Below are 13318 nucleotides of genomic sequence, written 5' to 3'. Positions count from 1 at the left end.
CCCCAATTTATCCTTCCACTATCAAATTATTCCACCATGGAAGGAGTTGGCATGCGTAGCTCTTCTGCCACCCGCCGGTGGCTCGGCCTGATCGCGATCGCGTTGGGGGTGGCGCTGATCGTGGTGGACACCACGATCGTGAACGTGATCGTTCCCTCGGTCATCGAGGACCTGGACGCCACCTCCGCCCAGGCGCAGTGGATTCAGGAGTCGTACGCCATCGTCTTCGCGGCGCTGCTCCTGCTCACCGGCCGGCTGGCCGACATCTTCGGAGCCCGCCGGATCTTCGTCGGCGGCGTCGTCGTCTTCGGGGCGACCAGCGTGCTCGCCGGGCTCGCGCCCAACAGCGGACTTCTCATCCTGGCCCGGTTCCTCCAGGGCGCCGGAGCGGCGATGCTGCTGCCGACCTCGCTGTCCCTGCTGAAGGCGACGTTCACCGGCAAGGCGCGCGGTCAGGCGTTCGCCGTGTGGGGCTCGACCATCGGCGCCGCCGCCGCGCTCGGCCCGCTGCTGGGCGGCTGGCTCGCCGAGCACGTCTCCTGGCGCTGGGCCTTCGGTATCAACGTACCGCTGTCCGTGCTGGTCGGGGTCGGTGTGCTGCTGTACATGGCCCCCTCGCCCCGGACCCGGGGCCGCGTCGACGTACCGGGAGCGCTGCTCTCCGTCGCCGCCCTCGGGCTGCTCGCCTTCGGTCTGGTCGAGGGACGTACGTACGGCTGGATCACCACCGTGCATCCCCTGGAGATCCTCGGACTCACCTGGTCCGGCGGCCCCTCGCCCGTCCTGGTCGCCCTGGTCCTCTCGGCCGTCAGCCTCTACGCGTTCGTACGGCGGCAGATTTCACTTGGCCGCAAGGGCGACGCGGACCGGGTCCTGATGGACGTGAGCCTGTTCTCCATCGCGTCGTTCCGGGGCGGCAACATCGCCACGCTGATCATCGGCATCGGCGAGTTCGGCGTCGTCGCCATCCTGCCGCTGTGGCTGCAGTTCACCCTCGGCTACAGCGCCCTGCAGGCCGGTCTGGCCCTCGTGCCCGTGGCCATCGGCTCCTTCGTCGCCAGCGGCGCCAGCTTCGGCATGGCAGCCAAGGTCGCCCCGCTCGGCCAGCTGCGCGTAGGGCTCGCGCTGGAGGTCGTCGGGCTCGCCGGGATCGGGCTGATCGCCTCCCCGGACAGCTCCTGGTGGCCTGTCTCCCTGGTGCTCTTCCTGTACGGGATCGGCGTCGGTTTCGCGACCGCGCAGGTCACCAACGTCGTCCTCAACGACGTGCCCGAAGCCAGCTCCGGGCAGGCGTCCGGGGTCCAGAGCGCCTTCCGTCAGCTCGGCTCCGCCCTCGGCATCGCCGCCCTGACCACCGCGTTCTTCACCACGCTCAGTACCCGGCTGAACGACCGGCTCACCAACGGCGGTCTGCCCGCGGGCGAGGCGGACCGGCTCACCGGAGCCGTCACCGACAGCGCCGGGGCGGCCATCGGGCCCCTGGCCGCCAACCCGCAGACGGCCTCCGTCGCGGACGCGGCCCGCGCGGCGATGACGGACGGCGTCGTCCTCGGCGGTTACCTCGCCGCCGGGTTCGTCCTGCTGGGGCTGATCGCTTCCTTCCTCATCCCCGCCTCCTCCCCCACGGGCGGGACGGCGGAGGCCGACCCGTCGGCGGACACGGAAGCCGTGGCCCGCTGACACGTCCCTGGTGCCGGAACGGTGCTCCGGCACCAGGCCGGCCGAGGCCGGAGCCGACCGTGATGCTGGGTCTGGCGGTCGGCATCGACTACGCCATGTTCATCGTCTCCCGCTACCGCGAGGAGCGGGCCAGGGGCCACGACCCCGAGGAGGCGGTGGGCCTGGCCGTCGGCACGGCGGGTTCCGCGGTGGTCTTCGCCGGCCTGACCGTGGTGATCGCCCTGGCGGGACTGTCCGTCATCGGCATTCCGATGCTCGCCAAGATGGGCCTGGCCGCCGCCGGAGTCGTCACCATCGCCGTCGTGATCGCGCTGACGCTGGTTCCCGCCCTGCTCGGCTTCTTCCACCGCGCCGTGCTGCCCCGCGGGACGCGTAAGGCGAAGGAACCGGTCGCGGTCGCGTCGCGGGCGGGCAAGCCCAACGCGGGCACCCGATGGGCGCGGTTCGTCCTGCGCCGCCCGCTGCCGGTGCTCCTCCTCGGCGTGGTCGGCCTCGGTGTGATCGCCGTGCCCGTCCTCGATCTCCAGCTGGGGCTTCCCGGTGACGAGGTGAAGCCGACCTCCACCACGGAGCGCCGCGCCTACGACGACCTCGCCGATGGGTTCGGCCCCGGTTTCAACGGCCCGCTGACCGTGATCGTCGATGCCAGGGGCGCCGAGAACCCCGAGGCGGCAGCCGACATGGTCGCCGCCGAGGTCGCCAAGACCGAGGGAATCGTCTCGGTCTCCCCGCCCGTCTTCAACGAGGCGGGCGACACCGCCTTGCTGAGCGCGGTGCCGTCCACGGCCCCGACCGACAGTCGGACCGACCAGGTCATCCACGACGTGCGCGAGCAGGCGGACCGCTTCAGGTCCGAGACCGGGGCGACGGTCCTCGTCAGCGGCATGACCGCGATGAACATCGATGTCGCGCAGAAGGTGAAGAGCGCCCTCGTTCCCTACCTCGCCGTCGTGGTGGGCCTCGCCTTCCTCCTCATGATGGTGATCTTCCGCTCGGTCCTGGTACCGGTGAAGGCCGCTCTGGGCTTTCTCCTGTCGGTCACCGCCGCGCTCGGAGCCGTGGTGGCGGTCTTCCAGTGGGGCTGGCTCGCCGGTCTCCTGGGCGTCGAGCAGACCGGACCGATCCTCAGCATGATGCCGCTTTTCATGATCGGGATCGTGTTCGGACTCGCGATGGACTACGAGGTGTTCCTGGTGACGAGGATGCGCGAGGCATACGTCCGCGGCGACCGGCCCGACGAGGCGATCGTCTCCGGGTTCCGCACCAGCGCCAGGGTCGTCGTGGCCGCGGCTCTGATCATGATGGCCGTGTTCGGAGGGTTCATCGGCGCGGGCGCATCCATGATCAAGATGATCGGCTTCAGCATGGCGACGGCCGTCCTCTTCGACGCCTTCGTCGTGCGGATGGCGATCGTGCCCGCGGTTCTGGCACTGCTCGGTGACAAGGCGTGGTGGCTGCCCCGATGGCTGCAGAGGGTTCTGCCGCGCGTGGACGTGGAAGGCGAAGCACTGACCCAGGCCCACGAGGGGGGCGAAGCACCGCAGAGCCCCACCGAACCGGAGGCGGTGCTCGTGCGGTAGGGCCTTCCGTTCGGGTCGGGCCGGAGCCCGCGAGCCCGGCCCGACCCGAACGAAAACACCTCGGCGCAGACAGGTGGGGGCCGCCCGTGCGGAGACGGGCAAGCCCCCACCTCCCGGGCGCGGTGGGACGGGCGGATGAAACCGTACGGTGACGGGGTTACGTGTGAGGTGAGCCGATTCGCGGACGCGGGTCGGGCGGATGTGGAGGCATGACCGTGCACGGTGAGTACAAGGTCCCCGGCGGCAAGCTCGTGGTCGTCGACCTGGACACGGAAGGCGGCGCACTGCGGAACGTGCGAGTGGCCGGAGACTTCTTCCTCGAACCGGACGAGGCGATCCTCGCGATCGACGCGGCGCTGGAGGGCGCCCCGGCCAACACCGACACACCGGGCCTCGCCGCCCGGATCGACGCCGCGCTGCCCGCCTCCACCGTGATGCTCGGACTCACCTCCGAAGGGGTCGCCGTCGCCGTGCGCCGCGCCCTCGCACATGCCACCGAGTGGAGCGACTACGACTGGCAGCTCATCCACGAGGCCCCGCAGCCCCCCGCCCTCCACATGGCGCTCGACGAGATCATCACCGCCGAGGTCGCCGCGGGCCGGCGGCCACCGACGCTGCGGGTCTGGGAGTGGGACTCCCCCGCTGTGATCATCGGCAGCTTCCAGTCCCTGCGCAACGAGGTCGACCCCGTCGGCACCGATCGCCACGGTGTCACTGTCGTCCGCCGCATCTCCGGGGGCGGGGCGATGTTCGCGGAGCCCGCCAGCACCATCACCTACTCGCTCGCCGTGCCCCAGTCCCTCGTCTCCGGGCTCTCCTTCGCCGACAGTTACGCCTACCTCGACGACTGGGTCCTCGAAGCTCTCGGTGACATGGGCATCAAAGCCTGGTACCAGCCGCTCAACGACATCGCGACCGAGATCGGGAAGATCGCGGGCGCCGCCCAGAAGCGTGTCGTGGGCCCCGAGGGCGGGCCCGGCGCCGTGCTGCACCACGTGACGATGTCCTACGACATCGACGCGGACAAGATGCTCGACGTGCTCCGCATCGGCAAGGAGAAGATGTCCGACAAGGGCACCAGGAGCGCCAAGAAGCGTGTCGACCCCCTCCGTCGGCAGACGGGGCTGCCGCGTCAGTCCGTCATCGAGAACATGATCGACTCGTTCCGCAGGCGCCACGGCCTCACCCGGGGTGCCGTGACGGCTGACGAGCTGGCCCGTGCGGAGGAACTCGTACGCACCAAGTTCGGCACGGCCGAGTGGACGGCACGGGTGCCGTAGAGCCCGCGAGCCCGGCCTGATCCGGACGAAGGGTCCCAGGGGCCGGTGCCGGTGGTACTTCAACGTCCCGCGCGCCCACCGGCACACGGCCGCCGCCCCGCCCCGGCACACGGCCGCCGCCCCGCCTCCACGACCCGCGAGGCGGCGGCGGCACCGGTTCACTCCTCGTCCCGCCTCCTCCGGGCGGCACGCCGTTCCCGCGTCACCGCCAGGACGCTTCCCGCGATGGCGATCACCCCGATGGCCAGGGCGATGCTGACCCCGCCCTCGGTGTCCCAGTACACGTCCTCCAGGCTGATCAGCAGGGCCGCCTCGTCGAGGACGAGCGCCAGGCCGATCCCGTAGGCGAGCCCCAGCCAGGCACGGGCCCGCGCCGAGCGTTCGACCAGACCCGCCGCGCCCACCCCCACGAGAAGCAGAATCCCCCACACGTAGTGGTGGATATGCACTCCGCCCGCCTGTACGTCGCCCACCCCGGCCACATCGATGTGGATGAGCCAGGTGAGCAGCCGCATACCGCCGAAGGTGAGGGTGAACCCCCACCAGGCCAGGATGAATCCGCGGCGCTCCGGGGAGATCCCCGGCAGCAGACGCAGCCAGGGTGAAGGACTCTTCCCGTGCCCGGAGTGCGAACGGTCGGTCGATCCCGACGGTTTCATCCCTCCTCACCGCTTCGGTCGCGCGGCCGGCCGGGGGCGTGCGTTGCGCGGGCCCGCTTCATCTCCGCTTCGTACAGGTGGTCCCGGCCCCCGGCGAGCTCACGGACCAGGCGCTGCTCGACATCGGCGAAGGGCCTGTAATAGGTGCGGTTGTACGCCTCGACGATCTGGAAGGTCCAGTGGCCGGGGATGACGTCACGGCCCAGGACCTCCCGTTCGACCAGGTCGGCCTGTTCGTCGTGGCCGGCCTCGCGCAGGAGCCGGACCGCGTCTCCGACGCAACGGTCGGCGCCACCGGTCAGCTGGTGGAACGCGTACAGGGCGCCGCGCGCCCTCTCGGTGGTCTCCAGCGCCTTCGACAGCGCGCCCAGGGCCTCCACCGTCTTGTCACTCATGCCGTCCGGGCGCTGGTGCGCACCGTCCGGACCATCGGGTTCAGCAGTCATTCGGCACCTGTACCCGCTGTGCGCGGCCGCACCACCGGTGGTCACCCGCATGCACGGCGGGCGCCCTGCCCCACGCCAGGGCCGGCCGCGCCGCCGCTTCTCGTGGTCACCCTCAGGTGTGACTGCCGGTCAGTGTGGCGTAGACGACGACGTTGGCGGCGTAACGGCTCTCGGCCTTGGAGTAGGACCCGCCGCAGGTGATCAGGCGCAGACCGGAATGGTCGAGGTTGCGGTACACCTCGACGGTGGGGAACCGGTCCTTGGGGTAGACAGCCGTGCGGTCGACGGTGAACTCGGCGGTGCGTCCGTCCTGGCGTTCCACGTCGATCCGGTCGCCGGGGTCGAGTTCGGCGAGTTCGAAGAAGACCGCCGGTACGCCGTTCCACGTGACGTGCCCGGCGATGACGGCCGGGCCCGAAGCCCCGGGGGCCGGGCCCGGACGGTACCAGCCCGCCTTGTCGGGGTCGTGCGGGGTTTCCATCGCGCGTCCCTCGCCGAGCCCCAGTTCCTCCAGGGACGAGGAGACGTGGAGGGCGGGGATGGTGACGCGCACCGGCCGGGACGCGGGCAGCGGCGTGGGATACGACGTGCCCCCGGACCCGGTGGTGGCGTTCCCGGAGGGAGTACGGGAGGACGGGGGCTCGGCGGCCTGTGTGCCCTTCTCCACGGCGCGCGGAGGGGCGGGCCGCTGCCGACCGGTTCCCAGGGCCAGCAGCAGCCCGCCGATCACGAGCAGGGCGGTGGTCGCGACGAGCAGGACGTTCCGTCGGCGACGGCGGGTGCCGGTGTGGTCGTCGTCCTGTGCTGTGCTCATCGTTTCCCCTGCTCCCGCGTCCGGTCCTGGTCCGTCGTCTTCTCGTACGGGTCCGGCTCAGCCGCGGCGCGGGGTGCCGGTCGTGCCCGTCCGGCGCCGGAGGACGAAGAGCCCTCCCGCGGCGAGTACGGACGCGGCGCCGCCGGCGAGGAGGCCCGGTGACTCGATTCCCTGGGTGGTACCGGAGCCGGTCTCGACCCCGCCCACCGGCATGGACCCGACGGCGGCGCCCCTGACCATGCCGCAGTCGGCGGGGGCGGTGGCTTCCTGGGGAAGCTTCGGGTCGAGTTCGCTCTTCCCCTTGCCGAAGTCGTACGCACCGTTGCCGTTGGGATCGATGCCGTGCTGCACGACGTGCAGGTCCTTGATGTGGTCGACCACCGCTTGCGACACGGGAATCGTCCGGGAGTAGGTCAGCTTGCCGTTCTTGTCCGCGACGGGCATCCGGTCGACGGCGAGGCCACTGCTCTTGGACGTGTCCCCCTTGGTCGTCAGGGAGATGTTGATGTCCCCGTAGACCGGCATTCCTTCGGCGGTCGAGACGATTCCGTCGCCGTCCTTGTCCGCGCTCTTGTCCGGGCACCTGAAGTCGTGGCCGTCGGTGGAACCGTGGATGTGCTGCGCGTGCGGTTGTCCGGGCACCAGCCCGTCGGCCTCGATCTTCACGGTCAGCTTGTCGCCGTCCAGGCTCAGCAGCGCCGCGCCGCTCGCGCCGGAGTCGTTCAGTTGCTCCAGATCGATCTGGTAGGTGTCGCCGTCCACGGCTTTCGCCGCGCTGTCCGCGTGGCCGTCGTGCGCGTCGTGCGCCAGGGCCGGTGCGGTCGCGGCGAGCATGAGGGCCGCGGGCAGGACTATGAGGGTGGTGAGGCGGGTCGTACGACGGGCTGTCATGAAGATGCGTCCCCTTCCGGCAGCCCCGGCTCTTGACCGGAACTACGTTCGATCGTTGTCATCACTTGTTCGGAGCCGTCGCCGAAAAGGATTGGTCCGGGAGGGATCGGTCCGGATGCGCGAGGGTGCCCGACGGCGGAGGACCACCGGCGTGCCTCCGTCCTGGTGGTCGTCGCGGGTGATCCCCCGAGCGGACGGGGGCGATGGGGGCGATCAGGTACAGCGGATCAGAAGTCGTCGGCGTCGTCGCGGAGTTCGTACGTCCAGTAGCCGGTCCTGGCGGCCGCGTCGTCGACGGCCATGCCGCCCCTGGGCGCGGTGACGGTCCTGCCGCCCCCGGTGGGCCCGTCGGCGGCGAAGAGGTTCACGTGGAAGGAGGTGACGGTGCGGTCGTCCCCGTGGGTACCGCCGTCGTTGATCCGGACGGACGCGTGGGCCGGGGCGCCCGGGTCCAGCACGATCGGGACGCCGGGCCTGCTCTTGGCGACGGGTGCGACGTCCTTCGGGGTCCGGGGGATGTCGCCGAACGCGATCAGCGGGTACCGGAGCAGCGTGCAGCTGTGACCCGAGGTGTTCTTGGCGGTCAGGGTGATGTGTGTGGTGGGCACTCCTTCCTGCTCGGTCGCCGTGATCCTCAGGTCGTCGACGGTGCAGACCGGGGCCCCGGCGACGGCCTCCCCCCTGGTACCGGCCCGCGTGGCGGAGACGGCGGGCCCGGTGGCTCCCGAGGCGCCGGAACCGGAGGCCGTGGCCCCGGTGGCTCCCGTGACACCCGGGTCCGAGGCGTCCGGGCCGGCTCCGCCCTGTGCGGCACCGCCGTCCGCGAGGTCGTACCTCCGCAGGTCGGCGGCCCCCTCGTCCCTCGTACCCCCGGCGTCCCCGCAGGCCGTGAGCGGCAGGCCGAGCGCGGCGACGGCCGTGGCGGCGAGTACGGCAGGACGGCGGATGGAGGTACGCATGTGGGGGCTCCCCGTGAGACTCGGTCGGTACGGTCGGCCATAGCATCGGCGCGCGCTCCGCCGTTCCGCTGATGTGGCGCTGACGTGCTGCTCGCGTACCGCTGCCGACTGGTCCGAGCGCTCACCGGGACGCGCGAGGAGCGGCCATGAGGGTGCCCCGGCCCTCCGGCCGGAAGTGGGTCCGGCGCGCGTCCGGCGCGCTGGGCCGGTTCTCCGCTTTGCTGAAGCGGCACCAACATTGGCGACCGGGCACCGCTCCGCCCCATGATCGGGTCCTGCCCCCCGTAAGGCCAAAAGCCCTGGAGGATTCATGTCTCAGCAGACCACGGACGTCACTCACCGGATGATCGCTTCTCCCGCCGGCCGGATTCATCTGGTGGAACAGGGCGCCGGGCCGCTGGTACTGCTCGTGCACGGTTTCCCGGAGTCCTGGTACTCCTGGCGCCATCAGTTGCCGGCGCTGGCCGCGGCCGGATATCGCGCGGTCGCCATCGACGTGCGTGGCTACGGGCGTTCCTCCAGGCCCGGGAACACAGCGGCGTACCGCATGCTCGACCTGGTCGAGGACAACGTCGCCGTGGTGCGCGCGCTCGGTGAGGAGACGGCGGTCGTCGTCGGGCACGACTGGGGGTCGACCATCGCCGCGAGCTCGGCCCTCGTCAGGCCGGACGTCTTCCGGGCGGTCGCGCTGCTGAGCGTTCCGTACACACCGCCCGGTGGTCCGCGGCCGAGCGAGGTCTTCGCGGAGATGGGCGGGGACGAGGAGTTCTACGTCTCCTACTTCCAGGAGCCGGGCCGGGCCGAGGCCGAGATCGAACCGGGCGTCCGTGGCTGGCTCGCCGGCTTCTACGCCGCCTTCTCCGCGGACACCATGCCCACGCCCGGCGCCCCTGATCCCCATTTCGTCGGCCGGGGCGGGACGCTGCGCGACCGGTTCCCCGCCGGCCGGCTGCCCGGCTGGCTCGGCGAGGACGATCTGGACGTCTACGCCGGGGAGTTCGAGCGGACCGGTCTGAGCGCAGCCCTCAACAGGTACCGGAACATGGACCGGGACTGGAACGACCTCGCCGACTTCCGCGGCTCGCCCGTCACTCAGCCGTCGCTGTTCCTCGGCGGGGCCCTGGACGCCTCCACCACCTGGCTGGCCGAGGCGATCCGCGCCTACCCCACCACGCTGCCCGGCCTGGTCTCCTCGCACGTCCTCGACGGCTGCGGTCACTGGATTCAGCAGGAGCGCCGCGAGGAGGTCAACCGAATCCTGACCGGCTGGCTCGCCTCCCTGCCCGGTTGACCGGACCGGCCGCTGTCGGCGAGGACCTGAGCGACGTCACGGCCCTCGACCACGACCGATCGTCGGCGGCGTCGTCGTCGGCGTCGTCGTCGTCGTCGTCCACAACGGTCGGCCAATTCTCGTACGTCGTACAACCTCTCAGGGGTTTGCGCGGTCTTTACATTGACCACTGTTGTGGCCACGCCTACGAGGAGTTCGTCATTTCCGTCATACGCAAGACCCTGACCGCCACAGCCATCGCCACCGTCGTCCTGGCGGGCACCACGGCCTGTGGCGCGGTGGAGAACCTGTCGGCCGGGCAGAAGCTGGACCGGGCGTTCGACAAGCTCGGTGAGGAGCACTCGCTCTCCCTGGAACTCGACCTCGACACCGACGCCGCGACGCTGAAGGCACTGGACGCCGACGCCGAGCCCGGCGAGGAGATCCCGGACGAGGCCGCGAAGCTGATCAGTGACGCACGGATCTCGCTCTCCGTGCAGTCCAAGAAGCCGCTCGCCGAGTCCGAGGACAAGGACGTCGTCGGCATGGCCGTGAAGTTCAGCGGCCCGAGCGGAGACCTGCTCGAGTACCGGACGGTCGGCGACTACAGCTACGTACGCGCCGACGTGAAGGCCTTCGGGACGATGGCGGGCCAGCCGGTGCCGTCCGCCGACGAAATCCCCGACAGCGCGGGCACCTTCAAGAAGCTGTTCGCCGGTGAATGGGTGAAGGTCGCGACCAAGGACCTCAAGAAGATCGGCGACGAGAAGCTGGACGCGGAGGCCGAGAAGGAGCCGAAGACGCCGTCCGGGCCGGACGCCAAGACGCAGCAGAAGCTCGTCGACGCCCTGCGGAACACCATCGCCCGTGAGGTCGAGTTCAAGAAGTCCGGGAGCAAGGACGGTGTCGAGCACGTCACCGCCACCGCTCCCTTCCGTACCCTGCTGACCGAGCTCTTCCACGAGATCCGTCCACTGACCAAGAGCCTGCCGCCCGGGTTCGAACTGCCGACGGACAAGCAGCTCAAGGAGGTGCCGGACGAGAAGGTCACGGCCGACTTCACGCTCAAGAACGGCGCGCTGACCGAGATGGGCGTCGACATGGCCGCGTTGGCGGAGAACCCGAAGGTAAAGAAGCTGGGGCTGGTCCTGCGCATCGGCAGGGGCGGAAAGACCACGGCTCCGGCCGGGGCGACCGAGCTGAAGACGGACGAGCTGAACGAACTGATCGAGGGAGCGTTCGGCGGGTCGGCCATGGTCGAGTCCGAGGGCCTGGAGGACCTGGAGGGCTGACACCACCGGGAGGCGCGTACGGGTCCGGGGTTCACTCTCCCGTCCGCGGACGTGGAACCGCCCCGGCCGGGCATGGTGCCGGCCGGGGCGGTTCCGGTGCGGGCAAGCGGGTGGCCGCCCGTGCCGCGGGGACTCCGGGGCGTCAGCCGAGGGTCGCGATCGCCTGGTTGAACGTCGCCGACGGGCGCATCACGGCCTCGGCCCTGGCGGGGTCGGGCTTGTAGTAACCGCCGATGTCGGCCGGCGAACCCTGCACCGCGATCAGCTCGTCGACGATCGTGGTCTCCTGGTCGGCCAGCGTCTTGGCGAGGCCGGCGAACGCCTCGGCGAGCTGGGCGTCGTCGGTCTGCCGGGACAGCTCCTGCGCCCAGTAGAGCGCCAGGTAGAAGTGGCTGCCCCGGTTGTCGATGCCGCCGAGCCGGCGGCTGGGCGACTTGTCCTCGTTGAGGAAGGTGCCGGTGGCGCGGTCGAGGGTGTCGGCGAGCACCTGGGCGCGCGCGTTGCCCGTGGTCTGCGCCAGGTGCTCGAAGCTGACCGCGAGGGCCAGGAACTCGCCCAGGCTGTCCCAGCGAAGGTAGTTCTCCTTGACGAGCTGCTGGACGTGCTTGGGCGCGGAGCCGCCCGCGCCGGTCTCGAACAGCCCGCCGCCGTTGATGAGCGGCACGACCGAGAGCATCTTGGCGCTGGTGCCGAGCTCCAGGATCGGGAACAGGTCCGTCAGGTAGTCACGGAGCACGTTGCCGGTGACCGAGATCGTGTCCTCGCCCCGGCGGATGCGCTCCAGGGAGAAGGCGATGGCGTCGTCCGGTGCCAGGATCTCGATCCGCAGCCCCTCGGTGTCGTGCTCCGGGAGGTACGTCCTGACCTTCTGGATGAGGTTGGCGTCGTGCGCGCGGCTCTCGTCCAGCCAGAACACGGCCGGGTCACCGGTCGCGCGGGCGCGGCCGACGGCGAGCTTGACCCAGTCCCGGATCGGCACGTCCTTGGTCTGGCACATGCGGAACACGTCGCCCGCGCTCACGACCTGCTCCAGTACGGCGTTGCCGTCCCGGTCCAGGACCCGCACGGTGCCGGTGGCCGGGATCTCGAAGGTCTTGTCGTGGCTGCCGTACTCCTCGGCGGCCTGCGCCATCAGACCGACGTTGGACACCGAGCCCATGGTCGACGGGTCGAAGGCGCCGTGGGCGCGGCAGTCGTCGATGACGACCTGGTAGATACCGGCGTAGCTGCTGTCGGGGATGACGGCGAGGGTGTCGGCCTCCTGGCCGTCCGGACCCCACATGTGACCGGAGGTGCGGATCATCGCCGGCATGGAGGCGTCGACGATGATGTCGCTCGGGACGTGCAGGTTGGTGATGCCCCGGTCGGAGTCCACCATCGCCAGCGCCGGGCCGTCGGCGAGCTCGGCCTCGAAGGACGCCTTGATCGCCGCGCCCTCGGGCAGCGACTCCAGGCCCTTGAAAATGCCGCCGAGTCCGTCGTTCGGGGTGAGGCCGGCCGCGGCGAGCGCCTGGCCGTGCTCGGCGAACGTCTTCGGGAAGAAGGCCCGCACCACGTGGCCGAAGATGATCGGGTCGGAGACCTTCATCATCGTGGCCTTCAGGTGCGCGGAGAACAGCACGCCCTCGGCCTTGGCGCGAGCGACCTGCTCGGTCAGGAACTCGCGGAGCGCCGCGACACGCATCACCGACGCGTCCACGACCTCCCCGGCCAGTACGGGTACCGACTCGCGCAGCACGGTGGTGCTGCCGTCGTCCCCGGCCAGCTCGATGCGCAGCGAGCCGTCCTCGGGGATGACGACGGACTTCTCGGTGGACCGGAAGTCGTCGGCGGTCATGTGCGCGACGTTCGTCTTCGAGTCCGGCGTCCACGCGCCCATCCGGTGCGGGTGGGCCTTGGCGTAGTTCTTGACCGACGCGGGCGCGCGGCGGTCGGAGTTGCCCTCGCGCAGCACCGGGTTGACGGCGCTTCCCTTGATCTTGTCGTACCGCGCGCGGATGTCCCGGGCCTCGTCGGTCTTCGGGTCGTCCGGGTAGTCCGGCAGCGTGTAGCCCTGCTCCTGGAGCTCGGCGATCGCGGCCTTCAGCTGCGGGATCGAGGCCGAGACGTTCGGCAGCTTGATGATGTTGGCGCCAGGGGTCTTGGCCAGCCGGCCGAGCTCGGCGAGGGCGTCGTCGATCCGCCGGCTCTCTTCGAGGTGGTCGGGGAAACTGGCGATGATCCGCCCCGCGAGAGAGATGTCGCGGCTCTCCACAGTGACCCCGGCGGTCGAGGCGTACGCCTCGACCACGGGCAGGAACGAATAGGTCGCCAAGGCCGGGGCCTCGTCGGTGTGCGTATAGATGATGGTCGAGTCAGTCACCGGGTGCTCCGCTCCACGTCTGCAACATTGCTCGACATCAAGATATCTCCTGAGCGCCCGTACCTCGACAGGGCCCTGCCCACGG

10 protein-coding genes and 1 pseudogene are annotated in these 13318 nt (G+C 70.5%); 5 read left to right on the top strand and 6 right to left on the bottom strand.

All coding sequences use genetic code 11. The annotated features are described in order from the left end of the window. Positions 1-51 precede the first annotated feature (51 nt). From PZB75_RS27040 to PZB75_RS27030, 3 genes and pseudogenes are all read left to right on the top strand, one after another. Positions 52-1680, top strand: a complete 1629-nt coding sequence (locus PZB75_RS27040; RefSeq protein ID WP_275537899.1) for a DHA2 family efflux MFS transporter permease subunit — start codon at positions 52-54, stop codon at positions 1678-1680. A 62-nt stretch (positions 1681-1742) separates the two neighbouring features. Continuing rightward, positions 1743-3260, top strand: a pseudogene (locus PZB75_RS27035) (MMPL family transporter); the annotation flags it as partial. Positions 3261-3475: 215 nt separating this feature from the next. Continuing rightward, positions 3476-4540 carry a biotin/lipoate A/B protein ligase family protein gene (locus tag PZB75_RS27030; protein WP_275538884.1) on the top strand — a complete coding sequence of 355 codons (1065 nt, stop codon included), beginning with the start codon at positions 3476-3478 and terminating at the stop codon, positions 4538-4540. A 158-nt stretch (positions 4541-4698) separates the two neighbouring features. On the opposite strand, the gene PZB75_RS27025 is transcribed toward PZB75_RS27030, so the two are convergent. From PZB75_RS27025 to PZB75_RS27005, 5 genes are all read right to left on the bottom strand, one after another. Continuing rightward, on the bottom strand, positions 4699-5199 hold the full coding sequence (locus PZB75_RS27025) for a hypothetical protein (protein WP_275537898.1): 501 nt from the start codon (positions 5197-5199) through the stop codon (positions 4699-4701). Next, complete coding sequence (locus PZB75_RS27020) at positions 5196-5645, bottom strand: hypothetical protein (RefSeq protein WP_275537897.1); 450 nt, start codon at positions 5643-5645, stop codon at positions 5196-5198. Before PZB75_RS27020 ends, PZB75_RS27025 begins: the two co-directional genes overlap by 4 nt. Positions 5646-5757: 112 nt before the next feature. Further along, on the bottom strand, positions 5758-6459 hold the full coding sequence (locus tag PZB75_RS27015) for a class F sortase (RefSeq protein ID WP_275537896.1): 702 nt from the start codon (positions 6457-6459) through the stop codon (positions 5758-5760). 57 nt (positions 6460-6516) lie between these two features. Further along, positions 6517-7350, bottom strand: coding sequence for a hypothetical protein (locus tag PZB75_RS27010; protein WP_275537895.1), 834 nt, complete (start codon positions 7348-7350; stop codon positions 6517-6519). Positions 7351-7577: 227 nt separating this feature from the next. Further along, positions 7578-8309: a DUF4232 domain-containing protein gene (locus PZB75_RS27005; RefSeq protein ID WP_275537894.1), complete on the bottom strand. Its 732-nt coding sequence runs from the start codon at positions 8307-8309 to the stop codon at positions 7578-7580. A gap of 310 nt (positions 8310-8619) precedes the next feature. On the opposite strand from PZB75_RS27005, the gene PZB75_RS27000 reads away from it, so the two are divergent. Together PZB75_RS27000 and PZB75_RS26995 are read left to right on the top strand one after the other, a co-directional pair. Beyond that, a complete protein-coding gene (locus tag PZB75_RS27000; protein WP_275537893.1) occupies positions 8620-9600 on the top strand; it encodes an alpha/beta hydrolase in 981 nt (326 codons plus the stop codon). Beyond that, a complete protein-coding gene (locus tag PZB75_RS26995; RefSeq protein ID WP_275537892.1) occupies positions 9597-10871 on the top strand; it encodes a hypothetical protein in 1275 nt (424 codons plus the stop codon). Before PZB75_RS27000 ends, PZB75_RS26995 begins: the two co-directional genes overlap by 4 nt. Positions 10872-11013: 142 nt before the next feature. Here PZB75_RS26995 and PZB75_RS26990 read toward each other — a convergent pair whose 3' ends face one another. Then, positions 11014-13233 carry an NADP-dependent isocitrate dehydrogenase gene (locus PZB75_RS26990; RefSeq protein ID WP_275537891.1) on the bottom strand — a complete coding sequence of 740 codons (2220 nt, stop codon included), beginning with the start codon at positions 13231-13233 and terminating at the stop codon, positions 11014-11016. Positions 13234-13318 lie beyond the last annotated feature (85 nt).

This window comes from Streptomyces sp. AM 4-1-1 (genome assembly GCF_029167625.1).
GTDB lineage: Bacteria > Actinomycetota > Actinomycetes > Streptomycetales > Streptomycetaceae > Streptomyces.
Note: the sequence above shows the minus strand (reverse complement) of the source record. Positions and strands in the feature narration are given on the sequence as shown.